Source organism: Tepidibacter sp. Z1-5, from assembly GCF_037844525.1.
Taxonomy (GTDB): domain Bacteria; phylum Bacillota; class Clostridia; order Peptostreptococcales; family Peptostreptococcaceae; genus Tepidibacter_A.
The window spans coordinates 114,635-138,438 of sequence record NZ_JBBMMD010000047.1 but is presented as its reverse complement, the minus strand read 5'-3'; the positions used below and the strand labels follow the sequence as shown (position 1 = coordinate 138,438).

General features: G+C 30.0%; 23 protein-coding genes. All 23 read right to left on the bottom strand.

Annotation, left to right across the window (positions count from 1 at the left end; translation table 11 throughout):
• The gene (gene pgeF / locus WJW32_RS12225; RefSeq protein ID WP_340258717.1) at positions 1–702 is read right to left on the bottom strand and encodes a peptidoglycan editing factor PgeF; all 702 of its coding nucleotides are present in this window, start codon (positions 700–702) and stop codon (positions 1–3) included.
• Between the two features lie 6 nt (positions 703–708).
• Positions 709–1,167, bottom strand: coding sequence for a transcriptional regulator NrdR (gene nrdR, locus WJW32_RS12220; protein ID WP_340258715.1), 459 nt, complete (start codon positions 1,165–1,167; stop codon positions 709–711).
• A gap of 48 nt (positions 1,168–1,215) precedes the next feature.
• A complete protein-coding gene (locus WJW32_RS12215; RefSeq protein WP_340258714.1) occupies positions 1,216–1,479 on the bottom strand; it encodes a YlmC/YmxH family sporulation protein in 264 nt (87 codons plus the stop codon).
• A gap of 216 nt (positions 1,480–1,695) precedes the next feature.
• Positions 1,696–2,469: an RNA polymerase sporulation sigma factor SigG gene (gene sigG / locus WJW32_RS12210; RefSeq protein ID WP_277734733.1), complete on the bottom strand. Its 774-nt coding sequence runs from the start codon at positions 2,467–2,469 to the stop codon at positions 1,696–1,698.
• A 92-nt stretch (positions 2,470–2,561) separates the two neighbouring features.
• Complete coding sequence (gene sigE, locus WJW32_RS12205; RefSeq protein ID WP_340258712.1) at positions 2,562–3,293, bottom strand: RNA polymerase sporulation sigma factor SigE; 732 nt, start codon at positions 3,291–3,293, stop codon at positions 2,562–2,564.
• A 150-nt stretch (positions 3,294–3,443) separates the two neighbouring features.
• On the bottom strand, positions 3,444–4,298 hold the full coding sequence (locus WJW32_RS12200) for a sigma-E processing peptidase SpoIIGA (RefSeq protein ID WP_340258710.1): 855 nt from the start codon (positions 4,296–4,298) through the stop codon (positions 3,444–3,446).
• A gap of 170 nt (positions 4,299–4,468) precedes the next feature.
• On the bottom strand, positions 4,469–5,551 hold the full coding sequence (gene ftsZ / locus WJW32_RS12195) for a cell division protein FtsZ (protein WP_340258708.1): 1,083 nt from the start codon (positions 5,549–5,551) through the stop codon (positions 4,469–4,471).
• Between the two features lie 108 nt (positions 5,552–5,659).
• Positions 5,660–6,013 (bottom strand): small basic family protein, encoded by a 354-nt coding sequence (locus tag WJW32_RS12190; RefSeq protein WP_445330240.1) that lies wholly within the window; start codon positions 6,011–6,013, stop codon positions 5,660–5,662.
• A 1-nt stretch (position 6,014) separates the two neighbouring features.
• Positions 6,015–6,734 (bottom strand): DUF881 domain-containing protein, encoded by a 720-nt coding sequence (locus tag WJW32_RS12185; RefSeq protein WP_340258704.1) that lies wholly within the window; start codon positions 6,732–6,734, stop codon positions 6,015–6,017.
• 2 nt (positions 6,735–6,736) lie between these two features.
• Entirely contained in the window at positions 6,737–7,456 is a 720-nt protein-coding gene (locus WJW32_RS12180; protein WP_340258702.1) for a DUF881 domain-containing protein, read from the bottom strand.
• A 13-nt stretch (positions 7,457–7,469) separates the two neighbouring features.
• Positions 7,470–8,192, bottom strand: coding sequence for a cell division protein FtsQ/DivIB (locus tag WJW32_RS12175; RefSeq protein ID WP_340258701.1), 723 nt, complete (start codon positions 8,190–8,192; stop codon positions 7,470–7,472).
• 35 nt (positions 8,193–8,227) lie between these two features.
• Positions 8,228–9,478, bottom strand: coding sequence for a UDP-N-acetylglucosamine 1-carboxyvinyltransferase (gene murA / locus WJW32_RS12170; RefSeq protein ID WP_340258699.1), 1,251 nt, complete (start codon positions 9,476–9,478; stop codon positions 8,228–8,230).
• A gap of 87 nt (positions 9,479–9,565) precedes the next feature.
• On the bottom strand, positions 9,566–10,660 hold the full coding sequence (murG, locus tag WJW32_RS12165; protein WP_340258697.1) for an undecaprenyldiphospho-muramoylpentapeptide beta-N-acetylglucosaminyltransferase: 1,095 nt from the start codon (positions 10,658–10,660) through the stop codon (positions 9,566–9,568).
• Between the two features lie 4 nt (positions 10,661–10,664).
• Entirely contained in the window at positions 10,665–11,774 is a 1,110-nt protein-coding gene (gene spoVE, locus WJW32_RS12160; RefSeq protein WP_340258695.1) for a stage V sporulation protein E, read from the bottom strand.
• Between the two features lie 20 nt (positions 11,775–11,794).
• Complete coding sequence (murD, locus tag WJW32_RS12155; protein ID WP_340258693.1) at positions 11,795–13,144, bottom strand: UDP-N-acetylmuramoyl-L-alanine--D-glutamate ligase; 1,350 nt, start codon at positions 13,142–13,144, stop codon at positions 11,795–11,797.
• A gap of 21 nt (positions 13,145–13,165) precedes the next feature.
• On the bottom strand, positions 13,166–14,128 hold the full coding sequence (mraY, locus tag WJW32_RS12150; RefSeq protein WP_340258691.1) for a phospho-N-acetylmuramoyl-pentapeptide-transferase: 963 nt from the start codon (positions 14,126–14,128) through the stop codon (positions 13,166–13,168).
• 43 nt (positions 14,129–14,171) lie between these two features.
• Entirely contained in the window at positions 14,172–15,557 is a 1,386-nt protein-coding gene (locus WJW32_RS12145) for a UDP-N-acetylmuramoyl-tripeptide--D-alanyl-D-alanine ligase (protein WP_340258689.1), read from the bottom strand.
• A 3-nt stretch (positions 15,558–15,560) separates the two neighbouring features.
• Complete coding sequence (locus tag WJW32_RS12140) at positions 15,561–17,015, bottom strand: UDP-N-acetylmuramoyl-L-alanyl-D-glutamate--2,6-diaminopimelate ligase (protein ID WP_340258687.1); 1,455 nt, start codon at positions 17,013–17,015, stop codon at positions 15,561–15,563.
• A gap of 105 nt (positions 17,016–17,120) precedes the next feature.
• The gene (locus tag WJW32_RS12135; RefSeq protein ID WP_340258685.1) at positions 17,121–19,292 is read right to left on the bottom strand and encodes a stage V sporulation protein D; all 2,172 of its coding nucleotides are present in this window, start codon (positions 19,290–19,292) and stop codon (positions 17,121–17,123) included.
• A gap of 121 nt (positions 19,293–19,413) precedes the next feature.
• Entirely contained in the window at positions 19,414–21,585 is a 2,172-nt protein-coding gene (locus WJW32_RS12130; RefSeq protein WP_340258683.1) for a penicillin-binding transpeptidase domain-containing protein, read from the bottom strand.
• 18 nt (positions 21,586–21,603) lie between these two features.
• Complete coding sequence (locus WJW32_RS12125) at positions 21,604–21,984, bottom strand: septum formation initiator family protein (protein ID WP_340258681.1); 381 nt, start codon at positions 21,982–21,984, stop codon at positions 21,604–21,606.
• 50 nt (positions 21,985–22,034) lie between these two features.
• Entirely contained in the window at positions 22,035–22,970 is a 936-nt protein-coding gene (rsmH, locus tag WJW32_RS12120) for a 16S rRNA (cytosine(1402)-N(4))-methyltransferase RsmH (protein WP_340258679.1), read from the bottom strand.
• Positions 22,971–22,995: 25 nt separating this feature from the next.
• The gene (lgt, locus tag WJW32_RS12115) at positions 22,996–23,733 is read right to left on the bottom strand and encodes a prolipoprotein diacylglyceryl transferase (protein ID WP_340258677.1); all 738 of its coding nucleotides are present in this window, start codon (positions 23,731–23,733) and stop codon (positions 22,996–22,998) included.
• Positions 23,734–23,804 lie beyond the last annotated feature (71 nt).

The following is a 23,804-nucleotide window of genomic DNA, read 5'->3' as shown; positions in this document are numbered from 1 at the left end:
TTAGAGTATCTGCATTACCATAGCCATCCTCTTTGAAGTTGTATTTTCTCTTCTATAAGAATGGAATGTATTTTCATTACAATAAGTACATAAATTAGAATTAAATATATTTTCTCTTTTTATACCATTTTTCATAAGTATAAATTCGTTTATTTTAAAAAGGTCTAAATAATACTTTTCATCTTTTATTATATATAAACTTTCATTTGAGTTTGTAAACTTAGTGTTAAATTTTTCTACCAAATCATACGAAACCTCATAGCAACAGCTCCCTATAGCAGGTCCTATTATACACTTGATATTTTCAACTTTCGATTTGAATATAGTTTTCATTTTATTTATAATAATTGAAGATATTTCCTTATAAGTTCCTCTCCATCCCGCATGAGCGCATCCTATAACCTTATTCTCAATATCTATAAAAGCTATAGATACGCAATCAGCTACAAATACCATTATAGGAACGTCTGCTATATTAGTTATTATTCCATCTGCCTCTTCAATATTTCCTATATTATTCACACCAACTATTGTTACATCATTTCCATGAACTTGCTTATTATATGTTAGATTATCAAAATTGAAATTTAAATCTTTACATAATTTTTTTCTATCGTCTAAAAGAGACATATCCAGTTCCTTAGTCGTAAATGTAGCCTTAACAAAATTACATTTATTCACATCATCGAAATCTATATACATTATATTTCACCTTTTCTCATTGAGTATTTTTTCTAATTCCTGAACAAATGTATTTATATCTTTAAAATGTCTGTATACAGATGCAAATCTAACATAAGATACTTCATCTATATTCTTTAGCTTTTCCATAACCAATTCACCTATTTTCTTGGTTTCTATTTCCTTGAACATATTTTTATTTATATTATATTCTATTTGATCTACTATATTTTCAATTTGATCAATTGAAACCGGTCGTTTTTCACACGCCTTTATTATTCCATTTATTATTTTACTTCTATCAAAACTTTCTCTATTCCCATCTTTTTTTATAACCACAAGTCTTACATATTCTATTTTTTCATAAGTTGTAAATCTTTTTTTACAACTCTCACACTCTCTTCTTCTTCTTATAGAAGTTCCCTCGTCAGTTGGTCTAGAATCTATTACTCTAGACTGCAAAAAACTACAGTATGGACATTTCATAGTATACCTCCAATAAATTCTAATAACACAATTATATACATTAATGTTTTATATGTCTATGTCATTAAAATCAACTTGTTGATCTATTTTTACTAAGATCATATCATGTCCTATTTTAATTATATTATTCCATGATACAGCGCAAGCTTCTCCTCTAGATAACAAATAATTTTTTGAACCTTCGTTAACAATTATTAAGGATTTTATTCTACCTTCTCCCATATCAAATTCTATATCACTTATAAATCCCAACTTTTTACCGTTATTTATATTAACAACCTCTTTTTCCATCATATCTGAAATTTTAAACATATATATCCCTCCCCCTTTTATTCTATAGAAAATTATACAATCTCTAATCGTAAATAGCATTGCTACGAAAACTAAGCTAGCAACTACTTTAAGCAACGGAGCCCGTAGGACTCGTTGGCGATATGAGCCATGCGTTAGCATGAAGCGAATTTTTTTATTTATAATAATTATGAATTAAGAATCTATTTTATACTAAAAAAAAATGACCACTTAGGGTCAAATATGTTTTCTCATGTTCTTTAAAGCATTTTTTTCTATTCTTGAAACCTGTGCCTGAGATATTCCTATTTCATCAGCAACTTCTATTTGAGTTTTTCCTTTGTAAAACCTCAAATCAAGAACTAACTTTTCTCTACTATTAAGCTTTTTCACAGCTTCTTTTAATGCTATTTCCTCTATCCAAACCTCATCTCTTCCTTTTTTATCTTGAACTTGATCCATAACATATATAGCATCGCCATTATCTTGATATATAGGATCAAACAAAGATATAGGATCTTGTATAGCATCTAAAGCTAAAACTACATCTTCTCGATTCATATTTAACTCTTTGGCTATTTGAGTGACATTAGGTTCTTTTAAATTCTCTATTGTCAACCGCTCTCTTACTTGTAAAGCTTTATAAGCTATATCCTTTAAAGACCTACTAACCCTTATAGGATTATTATCTCTTAAATATCTTCTTATTTCTCCAATTATCATAGGTACTGCATAAGTTGAAAATCTCACATTTTGACTTAAATCAAAATTATCTATAGCTTTAATAAGACCTATACATCCTATTTGGAATAAATCATCTATATTCTCTCCTCTATTATTAAATTTTTTTATAACACTTAAAACAAGTCTTAAGTTTCCATTTACAAATTGTTGTCTGCACTCTTCATCTCCATTCTTTATTTTAACCAAGAGTTCTCTCATTTCTTTGTTTTTTAATACTGGTAATTCAGATGTATTAACTCCACATATTTCTACTTTATTTATTTGCATCATACCAGCCCTCTCTTCAAGTTATTTCTATATTAAATTATTTACAGAAATATAAATTTTATACTTAAAGAGAATACTCAAAATTTAACAATTTACACAAATTTTTTCATTTCTTTGGTTAGTCTAAATATAATTTTTTTCTCAAGTCTAGATATATATGATTGAGATATTCCAAGCATATTAGCTACTTCCTTTTGAGTTTTTTCATCTCCACTTTGAAGTCCAAATCTCAGTTCCATTATCTGTTTTTCTCTTATAGAAAGTTTATCCAGTGCTATTTGAAGTAGTTCTCTATCTATTTCCTCTTCTATTAATTTGTATATTTCATCGTTGTCAGTTCCCATAACATCAGAAAGCAACAATTCATTTCCATCTAAATCTATATTTAAAGGTTCGTCAAATGATATTTCTATTTTTTTCTTACTGTTTTTTCTAAGATACATTAGTATTTCATTTTCTATACATCTTGATGCATATGTAGCAAGCTTGATATTTTTATCTAATTTAAATGTATTAACAGCTTTTATAAGACCAATTGTACCTATTGATATTAAATCTTCTATATCAAGGCCTGTATTTTCAAATTTTCTAGATATGTACACTACAAGTCTTAAATTTCTTTCTATCAATATACTTTTAACACTTTCATCATTCTCAAGTTTTTTTAAAACTTCAGCTTCTTCTTCAGCTTTTAAAGGTGGAGGAAGTACATCATTACCACCTAAATAATATATCTCATTTTTTCTAATGATATTAAATTTAATCAATAATTTATTGACTAAATATACAATTTTGTTCTTTAAATTATAAAACAACTTAACCATGAACTTCACTCCCCCTTAATAAAATTCGCTTTATGCTAACGCATAGCTCATATCGCCAACGAGTCCTACGGACTCCGTTGCTCAAAATAGTTGCAAGTATAGTTATTTACATCGATATTATTGTCAGAACGGAAATTCTGTGATTTCTTATCATATAAAATTAGGGTTTATTATTGCATCATATGCATTCATATCATCCGAATTTAAATTTGATAAGCCCAATATTATATTCCCTTTTTTATGTCCCTGTATTTCTATATAATCTGCTTTTATTCCTATTAACAATCCATCTTCATTTCCTACTACTTTATAAGGTATTACTCTAAATCTACTCGAGATAGTATTACTTAACTTACTCATTAAATAATCTACTTTTTTCAAATTCATAATAGAATAATCAACATATACCAATTCTTGTGGTAAAATATTTTCTAACTTTTTAACATCTACTATCATTACAGGATTTTGACTTATAGGGTCTTTTAATAAATTACCTGTATCCATTAAAGTATTAAATACAACTTGCTTATCTTCAATCTTAACCGTTATATCATTTTTTAAATCTTTAAATACATTAAGACTTTTTAATATCTTGTAAAAATTATTAAAAAAACCACTATTAGCTATAAAAAAAGTAGCATAAATTAAAACTAATGATACTAAAGTATACTCTATACCAGAACAATAAACTATGTAAAATGTAATACCTGCTAAAAACATATTCACAATGTAAAATACCATCAATATTTTGAGATATTCTCTAATGCCTTTATACTCAAAGCTTATAAATACTATAAATAAGCAAAAAATAATTTTCATTAAAATATTGTATAAAAACATCAAACTTGGAATAAAATAAACCATACTATATAAAGCTCCTATAAACCCACCTAGAAAAGCTTTATATTTAGAAAAATTGTTATTTACTATCCTCGAGGTTGTTTTTAATATCATGTAATCTGCTAATAGATTATGTAAAAAATAATATTCTGCATAAACTATCATTTAAATCACCTTTTTCTTTTGACATATATTAGTTGTAACTCATAAATAAATTATACTAAATTTTAAGTTATTTTTATGTCACAATAGGTAGTCGAATTCTAATTTATTTTCCTCATTTTTTAACAATATTTTCTTGTTTGCAATTTTTTCATAAAAAAAAGAAGATAATATTATCTTCTTCTTAAAAATGTAGGTATATCCAAATCAGGATCTACACTAGTATTTACTTTTTCTTGTTTAATCTCTTTTACTTCTTCTTTTTTATCTTTCTTATCTACTATATTTAAAGTAGTATCTTGTCCTTCTTCAAATCCTGTTGCTATAACTGTTATTCTAAGTTCATCACCTAAATTTTCATTTATAACCGCTCCAAATATAATGTTAGCTTCTTCGTCACATGCTTCTTGAACTAAGCTTGCAGCTTCATTAATTTCGAATAATCCTAAATCGTCGCCTCCAGTTATATTTAAAAGAACACCTTTTGCTCCTCTTATAGAAGTTTCCAGCAGCGGACTTTGAATAGCTTGCTTCGCAGCTTCAATAGCTCTATTTTCCCCTTTAGCATTACCTATACCCATATGAGCTAACCCTTGTTCTCTCATTATAGTTTGGACATCGGCAAAGTCTAAGTTTACAAGTCCAGGGACAGCTATTAAATCAGATATACCTTGGACCCCTTGTTGTAACACATCATCAGCTTTTTTAAAAGCATCAAGCATAGATGTTTTCTTTTCTACTATCTGTAATAATCTATCATTAGGTATAGTTATTAATGTATCTACATTAGTTTTAAATTCTTTTATACCTTGTTCAGCATGAATCATTCTTCTTTTACCTTCAAAAGTAAAAGGCTTTGTCACAACGCCTACTGTAAGTATTCCTAATTCCTTAGCAACCTTGGCAACTACAGGAGCTGCTCCAGTTCCTGTTCCACCACCCATTCCAGCAGTTACAAATACCATATCCGCACCTTGAAGAGCTTGTGTAATATCTTCTTTACTTTCTTCTGCTGCTCTTTGTCCTATTTCAGGATTTGCTCCAGCACCTAGTCCTCTTGTTAACTTTTCTCCTATTTGTATCTTTTGCTCAGCCTTTGAAGTAAAAAGTGCTTGTTTGTCTGTATTTATAGCTACAAACTCTACTCCTTGTAAATTAGCCTCTATCATTCTATTAACAGCATTGTTTCCTCCGCCGCCTACTCCTATTACTTTTATCTGTGCAAACTGATCCATACCAACATCAAATTGTAGCATGTAAGAACCTCCTTACTTAATAATTCTTTTTTTATTTTTATACTATATTTATTGAATCATATTTTTTTTTAAATTTTTATTAATATTTAAGGTATTCAACAGAAATTATTAATTTCCTCTTTTTTTATTAACCAATTTGTTAAAAGCATATCTTCTGATAATAGCAAAATTCTGAAATAATCTACCTCCGAAAACAAATATACTCGCATAATATAGAGGAAAACCTAATCTATCTCCTATATAGGCCAATATACCAGCCAAAATTGCATTTCCAAAAAATCCACTCACAAATATAATTCCATCGTATTTACCTTCAAAGGTCGCTCTTATAGCCCCAAATACTGAGTCCATTGCAGCTAGTAACCCTACCGATATGTATAAAGAATAGCTATCAGGATAAGTCACAGGTATATAATATCCAATAATGATTCCTAGTGCAAGTCCTATCAAAGATAAAATCAAATTAATCACCTTCTTTTATATATTCAAATTCAAATTGACCACTATATTTATGTATTATTATTTTATCTTTTTCCTCTACCTCAAAACCTACAGCATAAAGATATTTATTTAAATTCATCTCGGAATTTGGAGCTTCCATGGCAGATTTCAAAAATTTCTTATTACCTATTGCTTTTATTACAAATGGCTGTCCATATGTGTTTCCATTAATTGTTATAGTAGGACCTGCACACTTTATTTCAGAAAATGTAGTAAGTCTTTCTCCATTTATAGATATAGCTTCTGCTCCAGCAATTTTAAGATCATTTATAACTTTTATTACATTCCTATCATGAATAACAAAATCCTCTGCATATTCCCATTCTTCTATTTCTCTTTCACTATCACTAATGGTTACTATTACTCCATCTCCAACTACATCTTCAAACCCAGTTATAATCTTACCATTATTTAATTCTTCTTCTAATATGCTCTTTATAGAACCTGTATCTTCGATTTCAATTTCATACTTTGCTATATTAGATTTCTTCTCAAGTATTAATTTATTTAAATTTTCAACCTCAACTCTTTCTATTTCTATTTGATTTTCAATTTCTTGTATTGTTTTTAATGTTACAAAAGTTTGATTCCCGCTTAAATTTTTAATGTTTATAGCTATTACTATACCTATTATAAAGTTTAATATTATCATAGATTTTTGTTTTACCTTTATACTACCCATAATCATTTCACCTTCACATTAACTTCTACAGGCTTAGCATATTTAAACTCTATAGTCTTGTTGTATCTAGATATTTTTATATTATCTTTCTTTTTAACATCCACATCTAAGTTCCAGTCTTTTCTAAGCTGATAAATCACACCAAACCTCATATTCAAAGCAGATTCTAATATATCAGAATTTCCTATGCACTTAATTTCAAACGGAGTCATTATAGGGTTTCCATTTACTATAACCTTATCTCCAGATAAATGTATTTCTGTATTCAGTACATATCTTTCTCCATTTATAGATATAGCTTCTGCACCAGCTGCATTGAGCTTATTTATTATAGTAACTATATAATCGTAATTGTAAATCAATTTTGTTTCATCAGTTTCTCCTTGTGGCTTTTTTATAGTTATTACAACCCCTGGACCACTTACATCATAATATCCAGCCAATGTTTCATATTTTTTAGTATCTTCTTTTAAGTTTTTTACAAGAACATTTTTTTCAGCTTCAGAATCCTTATATTCCTGTATCCTCTCATCCAATACTTGTACATCTTTTTCCAATGCTTTTTTTCTATCAGTCAAGCTCTTTAGTTCAATTGATAATTGATTCGCTTTTTGTGAAGATACTAATCCACCAGTAGTCTTATCTACAGTTTTAAATTCAATTATAATTAGCATTCCTAATAAAAAACTCAATATTAACAATGACAAACTATTTTTTTTCAAAATAACCCACCACCTATTCAGGTCTATATACGGGGTATGAGTCATACCTCATATCTACTATCCCAACTTTTATATTTTTAGTGTATAAATCTATTAAAATTTTGTTCAACTCTGTCATCTTATAATCTAAGTCTTCTCCTTTTCCAAGAAGAACTCTTATTCCATTTATTGTATATAAATCTATATTCTTATTATCATCTATATTTATTTGAGATATATTACTTAAAATTTTAGCATTATTGCAAGCGTTTAGCAAATTTAATATTTTATTTAATAAATTATCATCTTTTAAATCTACATTTTGACCTATTTTTAATTTTTGAAGATTTATCCCTCCAATTAAAGGTACATCTACATTTTTCAAATCATCTTCAACCTTTAAAACTATCCCTTCTTCATTTATAAGAGCATAAGAACCCATATAAGGTATAGCGCACATAGCCACCCTTTCTTTTAAATCTATACTTATTATATCGGGAAGTTTTATTTTTACATTAGCATCTTCTATGTATGGATTTTCAAGTAAATTTTTTCTTATTTTTTTTGAACTATATTTATATATATTTTTCCCAGATTCTATTTTACCACTAATTAGTATATCTTGTCTGCTGAGTTTAACTTGTCCAACAACATTTAATTTTTTTAAAATAAAATAATCCGTTTTTATTACCATATAACCAAATACACATATAATTAAAATCATTATAAAAGTAATTATTTTATATTTCTTTTTCATAGAACTTGTCCCCCCTCCCAAAAAAGGGCTTAAGTCTAAGCCCTAATAATATTAGCTCCCAGACTATTAAGTACCTTTTCCATAGCCTCATATCCTCTATCTATATGGTGTATACTGTCTATTTCCGTATATTCATCGGCAGCAAGACCTGCTAGAACAAGAGCCGCACCTCCTCTTAAATCAAAAGATTCAACCTTAGCTCCCATTAGTTTATCAACACCTCTTATTACAGCTAATTTCCCATTAACATTGATATTAGCTCCCATTCTAATAAGTTCTTCACAATGCTTAAATCTATTTTCAAATATATTCTCATTTATTATACAAGCACCATTTGCCAATGTCATCAAAGCCATCATTTGAGCCTGCATATCCGTTGGAAACCCTGGATGAGGTAAAGTTTTTATAACATCTATAGACTGTATAGTTTTAGGCGCAATCAATTGAACCTTATTGTTTATATACTCAATCTCACATCCAGTTTCTCTAAGCTTCGAAACAATGCTATTAATATGACTTGGTATTATGTCGTCTATAATTATTCTTCCATTGGTTATTGCACCAGCTACCAAATAAGTTCCTATAGCAATTCTATCAGGTATTATTCGATACTCAACATCATGCAATTTATCAACACCATATATTTCTATGCAACTATTTCCTGCTCCTTTTATATCAGCTCCCATAGAATTTAAAAAATTTGCAAGGTCTATTATTTCAGGTTCTTTTGCCGAATTATATATCTTTGTTACACCATTAGTTTTTACAGCAGCTAGCATAACATTTTCAGTAGCTCCAACACTAGGAAAATCCAGAGTTATTTCACACGCCTTATTGTTTTGTCTTTTACATTTTATATATCCATGTGTTTCTTCAATATTGACTCCCATTTGAGATAATGACTTTAGGTGTAAATCAATTGGTCTTGGACCTATTTCACATCCACCCGGATAACTGATTTTAGTATGACCAAACCTACTAACCATAGATCCTAAAAATATTATAGACGATCTCATCTTTCGAACAAAGCTTTCTGGAATTTCAGATGATTTAATATTTTTTGTATTAATAGTTAATGTATCACCCTCTATTTTCACATAGCAACCTATATGAGTTAATATATCAATCATTACTTTAACATCTGATATATTAGGGACATTGTGTATTACACTTTCCCCTTCATTCAATATAGTTGCTGCTATTATGGGTAATACTGAATTTTTTGCACCTTTTAATCTAATTTCACCTTCTAATTTATTTCCACCTTGGACTATATATTTTGCCAAAAGGGCCACCCCCTACTAAAAGTTAAATTGATATATTTTAAATTTGTCTTTATAATATATAATTTTATGTATTAGCAGGGTTTTGTGTTACTTTAAGACATCCATAATTTCTTTATATATATTATCAATAGATTCAGGACTTCCTATTTCTCCACTATTTTTGCCCATTTGAGTTAATTTTTCTCTATCTCCAAGTATCTTAAATATAGCGTCTTCCAATTTTTTATATGTCAATTGTTTTTCTAGTATAGCTATTCCAGCGCCTTTTTTTTCTATACTTTTAGCATTAAATTCCTGATGATTTTCTGCTGTATAAGCTTTTGGAATAACAATAGACGGTTTTGATAATGCCGTAACCTCTGCAAGTGTTATCGCTCCAGCACTGCATATTACAAGATCACACGCTGCTAAAGCACTTGCCATATCTTCAAGATATGGAACTACTTTTTGACATCCTCTGAAGTCTTGCTCTCCTAACGAGTTTATAAATTTATCGTAGTGGTTCTTTCCTGTTGCATGTATAAATTGTATATCCTCTTTTACAAGTCTTGGAATTATTTTTTTCATGGAATCATTTAGTTTTGTAGCTCCACCACTTCCACCTACGCATAAAATCATTCTCTTATCTTCATTTATTCCAAGCTTTTTTCTTGAAGAGAATTTATTGCTTATTAAAATTTCTTTTCTAACTGGATTTCCAGTAAGAACTACATTGTCTTTATCTTTAAAGTATTTTTTAGCATCCTCAAAGCTTATCAAAATTTTGCTTACAAATTTAGATAATATTTTATTTGTTACACCTGGGAATGCATTTTGCTCATGTATTATAGTAGGTATTTTGTTTATGCTTGCATTTAAAACTACAGGGCCACAAACATATCCACCTGTTCCTATTACTATATCAGGCTTAAACTTTTTTATTATTCTTCTTGATTGTTCTAGCCCCTTAAATAACTTAATAACCCTTTTTAAATTATCTACACTTATCTTTCTTCTAAATCCCTGAACAGTTATAGTCTTAAGTTCATAACCTGCTTTTGGAACTATTTCACTTTCTATTCCGTTTTTTGTTCCCACAAATAAAATTTCTACATCTTCAATTTCTTCTTTTAATTTATTTGCTATTGCTATAGCTGGATAAACATGACCTCCTGTTCCTCCACCTGAAATTAAAACTTTCATTAAATCAACTCCTGTCTAACTTAACATGTCTTGATATATTTAATATAACTCCCATAGCGGCCATAAATATTATAAGAGAACTTCCTCCATAACTTATAAACGGAAGTGGCATACCTGTAACAGGCATTGATGATGTTGCCACAGCTATATTTATCATAACCTGTATTCCTATCTGAGCTGTAATTCCTGTAACTAACATACAAGAAAAAGTATCAGGACAATTAATAGCTATTCTTATACATCTATATATTAAAAACAAAAACAACAACAATATAACTATACACCCTACATACCCCAGTTCTTCTCCTATTATAGCAAATATAAAATCATTTTGAGGCTCTGGTATATAAAAAAACTTTTGTCTACTTCTTCCAAGACCTAAACCAAATAAACCTCCAGATCCAAGTGCATATAATGATTGAATAACCTGATATCCATCTCCTAACGGATCCTTAAATGGATTTAAAAACGATGTGAATCTTTTGAGTCTATAAGGTGCTACTGCGATAAGTCCACCTAGCAAAACAAATCCTGCACCCATCATAGTGTATACGTACTTCAAATCCATACCAGCTACAAATAACATAACGAATGTCGTCATTATTATAGTTCCTCCAGTAGATAAGTCAGGTTGAAGAACTATAAGTGCAAAGAATACAACTGATATCATAAGAGGAGGTATTATCCCTTTTATAAGGTTATTCATTTTATCTTTTTTGTTATCGATTACCTTCGATACTATTATTATAGAAGCAAATTTAGCTATCTCAGATGGCATTATAGTAAGTCCCCCTACTCCAAGCCAACGTCTCGCTCCATTAAACGACTTACCAAGTGGAGTAAGTACTGCAATTAATAATATTACAGTGATAATACCTATCATAGGTATAAACTTTTCTAGTCTCTTGTAGTTTATCTTAGATACAAACATCATCACACAAAATCCTAGTATTGAATATATCATATTTCTTTTTAAAAAATAGTATGCATCATTTTGTTTAAATTTAGCTTGAACGTAACTTGAGCTAAATACCATTACAATACCTATTATTACTAACAATAACGTAGTATAAAATACATAAGGGTCAAAATGTTTTTCTCTTTTTTTAGCCATTTAAAAACCTCCTTAATGACTTAAAGGCTAAATACTTCATTTTTAAAATGATTTCCTCTAACTTCATAACTTTCATACATATCCCAACTAGCACAGGCCGGAGATAATAAAACAACATCATTCGAAGAAGCTAGTTTATATGCTTTTTGAACCGCTTCTTCCATATTTTCAACCTTGTAACAATCGTTAAATCCTTGTTCTATAGCACTTTTTCTTATTATATCCGCTGTTTCCCCTAAAAGAATTACATGTTTAACTTTTCCATTGAAAAGTTTTGTGAACTCTGCAAAATCACTCTTCTTATCCTGACCACCAGCTATTAATATGATAGGATTATCATATGCTTTTAAAGCTTTAATAGACGCATCAGGATTAGTTCCTTTTGAATCATTTACAAATTTAATATCATTTATTTGTCTTACAAATTCAAGTCTGTGCTCAACCCCACCGAATGTTTTTAAAACCTGTTTAACTACCTCCATATCAAGTCCATATACAGCTGCTATACTTACAGCTGCCAAAGCATTTTCTAAATTGTGACTTCCTGGTATACTTATGTCACTTATATTCATAAGTTTAATCTCTTTGTCGTTTAAATTTATTGTTATTATATTGTCTTTAACATATATACCTTCATTTAAAATCTGTTTTCTACTAAAGTATACAACTTTACTTTTACACTTTCGTCCCAATTCCCTAGTAATCTCGCAATCGTAGTTCAAAACAGTAAAATCATTTTCATTTTGATTTTCAAAAATTCTACACTTTGCGTCTATATAATTTTGCATAGTTTTATGTCTATTTAAATGATCAGGCGTTATGTTAAGTATTGCACTTATTCTCGGTTTAAATTCTTTTATACTCTCAAGCTGAAAACTACTAAGTTCTGTAACAAGGACAGAGTCTTCATTTGATTTATCTACTGTATCAATTACAGGGTTACCTATATTCCCAACTATATAAGTATCCTTATTTGCACTTTTAAATATTTCTCCAACAAGTGTTGTAGTAGTGGTCTTTCCATTAGTTCCTGTAAGACCTATAAAAAAGCTTTTAGATAGTCTATACGATAGTTCTACCTCCCCTATTACTTCTATATTTGCTGATTTTATTTTTTTTATAAACTCAAGGTCTAAAGGAACACCAGGAGATACTATAGTTAAATCTATACCACTTATATCTTCTATATGCTTTCCTAATACATATTTGACATCATATCCTTTTAAATCATTTAGTATATCCTTTAATTTTTCTTCATCCTTTATATCATTTACTATAACCTTTGCACCTTTTTCATAAAGTTTTTTAATTGTAGATATTCCTGTTCTAGCAAGCCCAACTAATAATACATTTTTACTATTTAAGTTCATATTAAACTCCCCCTATCATGTCTAAGCTAAAGATATGAAACCTATTATACTAAGTATTATACTTACAGTCCAAAATACCATAACTACTTTTGTTTCGTGCCATCCTTCTAATTCAAAATGATGATGTAGCGGACTCATCTTAAATACTCTCTTTCCTGTAAGCTTATACGATGTTACCTGAATTATTACAGATAGCGATTCTGCAAAGTATATACCGCCCACAATCGGAATTATAAGCGATAGGTTCATAAGTATAGCTGCTGCTGCAACTGCCCCTCCTAGAGCCATAGAACCCGTATCTCCCATAAATACCTTAGCAGGATGTGCGTTAAACTTTAAAAATCCTAAACAAGCTCCAGCTAAAGCAGATGAAACTATAGCTATACTAGTATTTCCACATTGAAGAGCTATCATAGCAAAGAATGCTCCTACTATTAGCGTAACCCCTGATGCTAATCCGTCAAGTCCATCTGTTAAATTCACACTATTTACTGTAGCAACTGTTACAAACACTATAAACGGTACATATAAAAACCCTAAATCTATTGTTTGCTTTAAAAACGGAACTATTACTTGTGTTCCAAGTGCAGATGTTTTCGATTGATACACTGCAAGTAAAGCTGCTAGAGCAAATTGTCCTATAAGTTTTTGGTAAGCTCTAAGACCTAACGATCTTTTAAGAACCACCTTTATGTAATCATCTATAAATCCTATAAGTCCAAAACCTATTATAGATATCAAAGCAAATATCATATCCTTATTGACTCTAGCTGTTGTTATGCAAGTTATAAGTATAGCTATTATCATTATTATTCCACCCATTGTCGGCGTTCCATTTTTTACCAAATGACTTTTAGGTCCCTCATCTCTTACCGTTTGACCAAATTTCAATTTCTGTAACATAGGTATAAATATAGGCCCTAATATTAAAGTTATTACAAACGAAACTATTATAGTCATTATCATATGTTGTACATCGACCATTTTATAAACTCCTCTCGCGTTTTAAACTTTGTTTTTTATATAGTTAAATTTTGTAGTCATTCAAAAAAACAACTATTTCTTCCATTTTCATACCTCTTGAACCTTTTATTAAAATAACGTCATCTTTTTCTAATATATTTTTAAGATAATCTATAACCTGTGAATTAGTATTGAAGTGGATTACATTTTGTTCATTAAATCCTTTTTTCATTGCACCATTTCCTATATGCTTCGAATCTTTTCCAACAGTTATTATTAAATCAGAATTACCAATTGAATATTCACCTACTAATTCATGACCATTCTTCGCATATTCTCCCATTTCAAGCATATCTCCAAGTATAGATATTTTTCTATTTTGTTTATATTCACCAAGTATGTTGAGAGCTGCCTTCATAGAATCCGGACTTGCATTATATGCATCATTTATTATTTCAAACGAATCTGTCTTTAGTATATCAAGTCTCATTTTGCCATTCTTAAAATTTAGAAGTCCTGTTTTTATTTGATTTATGCTAAGTCCTAACTCAATTCCAGTTAATATAGCTGCCATTGCATTATATATGTTGTGCTTACCTCTTGCAGGAATAAAAAACTCCTCTTTTTGATTATGAACGATACATTCAAAATCTATCCCTGTTTCATTCATTTTGTATTCAACGCAATATAAATCGTTGTCTTTTTCAAATCCAAACGTTTTTAATTTATATTTTAATTCTTTATTTTTTAAAGTTTTTAAGTACTTATCATCTGCATTTATTATAAGAGTATTTTCATTAGTAAAGTTTTTAGTTATCTCAAGCTTTGCCTTTAATATACCTTCTTGCGACCCCAAATTTTGTATATGAGAAAGGCCTATATTGGATATTACAGCGATTTTATGATTTACTATTTCTGATAGATATTCTATTTCGCCAAAGGAAGACATTCCCATTTCAAGTATGGCACATTGATGTTCATCTTTAAGCTTAAATATAGTCAGAGGAAGTCCTATATGGTTATTGAAGTTCCCTTCTGTTTTTAATGTGTTATATTTGCTAGATAATACACTATATATCATGTCTTTAGTAGTAGTCTTGCCTGTACTTCCTGTAACTGCTACATAGTTTATCAAAAACTTTTCTTTATACAATCTAGCTATATCCCCTAGTGCCTTAGTCGTATCCTCAACTTCTATAATATTTATGTCTTCACTGTTAAAATTTAAATCGTGATTTTTATCTTTTAAAAAAGTCTTACATCCGTTTTTATATGCATCATACACAAAATCATGTGCATCAAATTTTTCTCCGATCAAAGGTACAAATAAGCCTTCTTCATCTACATTTTTACTATTTATGCTTATACTTTTTATCAAAGTCCCTTTATTCCCCTGTATAAGCTTCCCTTTTGCATTATCAAGTATTTCACTTATATTTATCGCCTTCATATTCTACTCCTTTCCTAATATTTCTTTGACAACTTCTTTATCATCAAAATGTATTTTCTCTTTACCTATAATCTGATAATTTTCATGACCCTTACCAGCTATAATTACAACATCTCCATCTTCAGCCTTATCCACTGCATGATGAATTGCTTCTTTTCTATCCAGTATAATCTTGTAATTTGAATTGTTAGTATCTATTCCATTTAAAATATCCTTTACTATATCTTCTGGGATTTCTGTTCTTGGATTATCACTTGTTATAACTGTATAATCAGAATATTGCTGACTAATTCTTCCCATCAAAGGTCTCTTTGTCTTATCTCTATCTCCGCCACATCCAAATACTGTTATTATGTTTCCCTTTACAAATTCCTTGGCAGTTTTTAATACATTTTCAAGTGCATCAGGGGTATGAGCATAATCTATTATCACACTAAATCCTTTATCTGTATCAATGCTTTCAAATCTTCCAGATACACCATTTGTATTTTGTAGGCTTTCAGCTATAGTTTCTTTTGGTATATCCATTAAATAGCACAGAGCTATAACTGCTAGTGAATTGTATACAGAAAACCTTCCTGGTATAGGTGTTTTTATATTCATTTGATATTTCGGTGTTATTAATTTATATTCAATTCCACTTGAATATATTTTTATATCTTTTGCCATAATATCTGCTTCTTCTTCTATAGCATATGTTATTATAGGTGTTTTCAAGTTTTTTATAGACTCATATATTTTTTTACCACCATCATCATCTAAATTTATAATGTTGCCTAAAGTTGTCTTATGAAATAACTTTTCTTTTGCTTTTCTATATTCATCTAAGTCTGTATGAAAATCAAGGTGCTCCTCAGTTAAATTTGTAAATATCCCAAACTTAAATTCACATTCATCAACTCTTTTAAGCTCTAACGAGTGCGATGAAACCTCCATAGCACAATTATTTATATTTTTATCAAGCATTTTCCTAAAATAACCTTGTAGTTCAACACTCTCTGGCGTTGTTCTTGATGCAACTATTTCTTCATCTGCTATTACATTTTTTATAGTACCTATAAGACCTGTTTCTTCATCATTATATTCAAGAATTTCTTTTATAAGGTGAGTTATAGTCGTTTTTCCATTAGTTCCTGTAACACCTATTAAATTTAATTCTTTAGTTGGATTATTATAAAAATTAGAAGATATTTTCGCCATGGCTTTTCTCGTATCTTCAACTCTTATAAACGTATATCCTTGTATGTAAACATCTTCTTCTACCAAAAATGCTGTACTTCCTTTTTCAATAGCATTAGATATGAACTCATGTCCATTTAAACTAAATCCCTTAATACAAATAAACAAACTATTTTTTTTTAATTTCCTCGAATCATAGTTTATATCATCTATATTTATGTCAACACTCCCTTTAATATCGACAATATTCAAATCCTTTATCAAATCGTTCAACAACATATTAGTGCCCCTTTCAAAATATAAATAAACTTCATTATAAAAGACAATGCATACAAAAATACATTGCCTTTTTAATTATATAACACTTTATCTTTTTTTAATAGTTTATTTAAACTCAACAGTAATTATAGAATTTACATTCAATTCTGTATTCACCTGTTTATCTTGTGATATAGCAATACCTGAGCCTATTGGTTTCAATTTCAATCCTATTTTTTTTAAAATATCATCACATTCTTTTACAGTTTTGCCCATTAAATCCGGAACTACCACCTTTATTATATTCTCATTTCCTTTATTATTTGGCTTAGTATAAAGTATTATATTAGATTCTTCAAACACCTTAACCCCCGGCTTTGGAAAAACATCTATAACCTTTTCTTCTCCAGTTTCGTATATATTAGGCTCCACCGTAAATTTAAAATTCTTTTCCTCTAAAATTTTCCCTGCATCCTTAAGTTTTATATTTCTAACATCAGGAACACTGACTTCTTTTTTTACAAAATCAATTTTTTCTTCTTCTGTATAATCAGGTTTTATTTCTAGATATTTTAAAGTATTATAAATTACCTCTTTAATTATAGGACCTGCAGTCGTACTACCAAACTGTGTTTCTCCATTTGGCTCATCTACTATAGCAATAACTGCTACTTCAGGATTTGACGCTGGTGCTATTCCAACAAACGATGTAATATATCTACCATTAGCATATCTTCCATCTATAACCTTTTGTGCAGTTCCAGTTTTACCTCCAACATGATATCCTTCTATATAAGCTTTTTTACCCGAACCCTCTGCCACAACAGATTCCATTATACCTCTTAACGTCCTAGATGTTTCCTGGGAAATTACCCTTCTGACCATCTTAGGCTCTATACTTTTTACAACATTACCTTTATTATCTATAAATTCCTTAACTATTCTAGGTTTCATAAGTTTTCCATCATTAGCTATACAACTTATAGCCGTTATAAGTTGTATAGGAGTCACGGATATACTCTGACCAAAAGATATAGTCGCAAGTTCTACTGGCCCTACATTTTTCTCATTGTACATAAGGCCATTCTCCTCTCCAGGAAGATCTATTCCTGTTTTACTAGTAAGACCAAACGCCTTTATATATTTATATAAGTTTTTAACTCCCAACCTTTGACCAACCTCTACGAATACTGGGTTACATGAATTTTGAACAGCTTCAGTAAATGTTTCCTGTCCATGTGGTCTATAATGTCTCCAGCATTTTATTCTTCTTCCCCCTACCATAATGAATCCCTTATCATAAAACTCGTCATCAGGAGTTACAACCCCTTCTTCAAGCCCAGCTGCAGATGTTATAAGCTTAAATGTAGAACCCGGTTCGTATGTATCATTAACTATTGGATTTCTCCACATCTTAAACCAGCCTTTTATCTTATCCTTTTCACTGTATTTATTTAGTTCCTCTTCAAAACTTTTGTATATAGGTGTTCTATAATTATTAGGATCATAATCTGGCTTTGATACCATAGCCAATATGTCCCCTGTCTTTGGCTGCATAACTATTACATGCACTCGTTTAGCCTTATTTATAATAAGAGCTTTTTCTACTGCTTTTTCAGCATAATGTTGTATAGTTTCATCAACCGTAAGAACCATTCCCGATCCATCTGTAGGTTCATGGTATTTTTCACTTCCCCTTGGAATTTCTCTACCAGATGCATCTGTACTTATAACTAGTCTTCCCAAAAAACCTTTTAAATCCTTATTGTATTTAAGCTCAAGTCCAGAAACCCCTTCATTATCAGGAGATACATGCCCTAATATATGTGCTGCAAAATTCCCATATGGATAATATCTTTTATTATCCTCTGCTATCCATATCCCCTTCATTTTTAGCTTTCTTATCTGTGATGCCTTGTCATCCTCTATCCATCTTTTAACCTTTACAAGAGCTACTTTCTTGCTGATTTTTTTATATATTTCATCTTCTTCCTCTTCAAGTATCATAGATAGTTCTTTAGCTATCATTTTTTTATCCTTTATCTCAGATGGCTTAGCCCATACAGTGTTCTTAGTTATACTAACTGCAAGTTCTTTTCCATTCCTATCGTATATAGTTCCCCTCTTTGGTTCTATAGGTATATCTCTTGTTTGTTGTGCTATTGCTTTTTCTTTGAGCCAGTCTCCTTTTACTAATAATAAATATCCTATTCTAGCTATTAATAATGAAAATATCAACGATACCATTATCAATATGAATACCAGTCTCTTTTTAGTCTTAACCCCAAATCTAGACAAAGACCTATCCCCCTTCGTATTATCCCACCTGTATTAAAATCATACTTTTCATTATAATTATTATTCATAATAAAAAAAAGATATGCGTAATACGCATATCTTTTTTTATTGACGAATTTTTCTACTCAAATTGTACTGTAACTATAGAGTTTGATTCTACTTGAATATTTGCAACTGGATTTTGAGATACTGCCTTTCCATTTCCTGTAGCCTTAAGCTTTAAGCCTAAACCTTCAAATATAGTCGAAACTTCTTTTATAGTTTTTCCCTCAACATTTGGCACATTAACCTTATCACTCTCATTTTTCCCTTTTACATATAGTATTACATTTGATTCTACTGGTATTTTAGCACCCGCCTTTGGAAACATATCTATAATTTCCTCATCTCCATGTACATCCATATTAGGTTCTATAGTAAAGTTAAGCTTATTATTTAATAATATTTTCCCAGCCTCTTGCAGAGTCAAGTTTCTAACCTCAGGAACTATAGTCTCTTCTTGTATAAGTTCTTGTTTTTCTTTTTCTGTATAAACAGGCTTTACATTTAAATATCTCAAAGTATTATATATAATATCCTTAACAACAGGAGCTGCTACACTTCCTCCATAGTAGCTTTGTACATTAGGTTCATCTACAACCACCAAAACTACAACCTTTGGATTATCAGCAGGAGCTATCCCTACAAAAGAAGATATGTATTTTCCCGGTGCATATTTTCCATTTATAACTTTTTGAGCAGTTCCAGTCTTTCCTCCAACATGATAGCCTGATATATATGCGTTTTTACCTCCACCTTCTATAACCTCATTTTCCATTATACTTCTAAGCAACTTAGAAGTATCCTCAGATATTACATTTCTGATTTTCTCAGGTTCAAACCTTTTAACAACTTCTCCATTACTATCTATAAATTCTTTAACTACCTTCGGTTTCATAAGCTTTCCATCATTAGCTATAGATGAAACAGCAGTTATCAATTGTATAGGAGTCATAGATATACCTTGTCCAAATGACATAGTTGCAAGTTCTACAGGCCCTACATCTTTTTTATTGTATGTAATTCCTTTTCCCTCACCGGGTAAATCTATACCAGTTTTTTCTGTTACTCCGAAAGCTTGTGTATATTCATATAATTTATCAAGACCTAGTCGTTGACCAACTTGTACAAACACCGGGTTACATGAATTCTGAATAGCTTGAGCAAACGTTTCTTGTCCATGGCTTTTAGGGTATCCCGCATCCTTTAACATCTTATCTGCAACTATAATATATCCTTTATCATAGAATTTTTCATGAGACTTTACAACATCTTCTTCAAGTGCAGATGCAGCTACTATTAACTTAAAAGTAGACCCTGGTTCATATATATCATTTACCATAGGATTTCTCCACATATCCATCAATACATTTAGCTGATCTTCTCCTTCATCCATCCTCTGTTGATATACAGGATATACGGTTTTTCTTGGCTTGTTAGGATCATAATCTGGCTTTGATACCATAGACAAAATTTCACCAGTTTTAGGATCCATAACTATTGCATGAACTTTTTTAGCATTAGTAGCTATTAAAGCTTTATCAACTGCCTCTTCTGCATAATGTTGAATAACTTCATCTATAGTTAAAACTATATTCATCCCATCCTTTGGCTCATTGTACTTGCCATTTCCATATGGAATTTCTTTTCCTGATACATCTGTGCTTATTATATTTCTTCCGGGAAGACCTCTTAAATCTTTGTCGTATTTATTTTCTATACCCGACATTCCTGCATTTTCAGATGAAACATGTCCAATCACATGGGATGCAAAGTTTCCATAAGGATAAAATCTCTTATTATCTTTTACTATCCACATACCTCTTAAATTATGCTTTTTTAATTCTTGTACCTTATCATAATCTATCCATCTTTTTACTCTTACAATTCTCTTATCAGAATTTAGTTCATCTAAAATAGTGTTTTTGTCTTCTTCTAACACTTCTGAAAGAACAGTTGCATAATCTTCTCTTAAATCTTTTTTATTTAAAGATGTCATCTTAGATGGTTCTGCCCAAACAGTATATTTAGTAAGACTTAACGCAAGTTCTTTTCCTTTTCTATCGTATATTGTTCCTCTTTTAGCTTCTACAGTGATATCCTTTGTCTGTAAAGATAAAGCCTTCTCTTTTAGCCAAACTCCTTTTACCAATTGCAAGTATCCAATCCTTACAACCAAACATAAAAACAGAAAACACACTCCAAATAACACAATCATCAATCTGCTTTTATACCTTATTTTAGATTTAGACAAAAGTTTCCCCCCTTATCATCAATCAATGTTTATATAAACAGTTTGTTCTTCAGTTGGATAATTCATATTAAGCCTTTCCTTTGCATCTTTTTCTATAAATCCACTTCTGCTTAGTTCATCTAAATCAAAATTCAACTGTTTTTTTTCATTTTTTTTATTTCCAAGTTCTTTATTTAAAGAATTTATATCGTATTTAAGACCAGATATAACAGAATATCTATACATAAAGGTTATTATTATGGATAATACAATCGCAACAAATACAATGTAAACTAGGGTTTTCCTTTTATTCTTAGAACGTTTCTTTTTAAGCTTATTTATATTATTTAATTGAGATTTTTTCTTTAATTGCTTCTTTTTCTTATATTCATTTAAACTTACTGTCCCTTTTTTATCCATATTGCCCCCCTTTATACAAAAGCTAATAGTTCTAATACTTCGTTAATAAATTATATTTTTTCAGCGACTCTTAATTTAGCACTTCTCGCCCTTGGATTAACTTCTATTTCTTCATCAGTTGGAAGTATAGGCTTTTTAGTTATTATCTTAACTATTCTTTCCTCATCACATTGACATATAGGAAGTTCTGTAGGACATATACAATCTGTATATAATTTTTTATATACGTTCTTTACTATTCTATCTTCAAGAGAGTGGAACGTTATAACGCATATTCTTCCTTTAGGATTCATAATGCTCGCTGCATCCTCTATAGTTTTATCTATTATATCAAGTTCATCATTCACTGCAATTCTTAAAGCTTGAAACGTTCTTTTAGCAGGATGTGGCCCATCTATTCTTGCTTTTTTAGGTATAGCTCTTTTTATAATATCAACCAATTCTCCAGTAGTCTTTATATGATTTTCTTCTCTTACTTCAACTATGAACTTTGCAATTCTTCTAGACCAGTTTTCCTCGCCGTATAATTTTATAATTCTATCCAGATCATCTTCACTGTAATTGTTAACTATATACTCAGCTGTAAGAGGATTTCTAACATCCATCCTCATATCAAGATCTGCATCTTGCATATAAGAAAAGCCTCTTTCTCTTTCATCTAATTGGTGAGACGATACTCCAAGATCCATTAATATACCATCAATATGCTCTACACCTATCTTTTCAAGTTCATCTTTTAAATTAACAAAATTAGAGTGTATAAACTTAACCCTACCTTCATAAGCCTTAAGTCTTTCTTTAGCAACCGTAATAGCATTTATATCCTGGTCAAATGCTATTAACATTCCGTTTTCTCCAAGTCTTTTTGCTATTTCACTAGAATGCCCTGCACCCCCTAAAGTACCGTCAACATATACTCCATCAGGCTTTATATTCAAATTTTCTATACATTCATCTAATAATACTGATACATGATTAAATTCCATTTCTTCCTCCTAATTATTAAATACATTAAATCTTGTTTTTTTTCTTATTCATAAACACCAAATGAATAAGAATACCTACAACTATTGTGCCTAAACTTATAACCTGAGCCATTCTAAGTGGTCCAATCATTAAACTATCTATTCTAAGACCTTCAATAAAAAATCTTCCAACAGAATATATAATAGCATAATATACAAACACATTCCCATCATATTTCTTATTTTTTCTAAGCCACATTAAAAACAAAAACAGGCAAAAGTCCCAAATAGACTCATATAAGAAAGTTGGATGTACATTAACTCCATTTACATTAATTGCCCAAGGAAGGTCAGTTGGTCTACCATAAGCTTCTTGATTTATGAAGTTTCCCCATCTTCCTATAGCCTGACCAATCGCAAGACTTGGTGCAGTCAAATCTAGTATTCTGAGAAATTCCAAATTCTTAGCCCTACAATATATATATCCAACTAAAACAGCAGCTATTATAGCTCCATGTATAGCAAGTCCTCCGCCTCTAATATTTATCATTTCATATATATTGCCTTCATATATATCCCAGTTAAATATAACATAATACGTTCTAGCTCCAATTATAGAACAAGGAATCGCTATTAAGAATAAATCTAATAATTTATCTTCATTTATACCTACTCTCCTAGCTTCTCTAATCGCAAGTACCATACCTATCATTATGCCTGTAGATATTAACACTCCATACCATCTAACATCTAGTCCGAATATAGTAAACGCAATAGGATCCATAAAAAACACCTCCAAAAAAAATAAAAAATTCGTCTAGTCGCTACGCACTGACTGATGTCGCCAACGATACC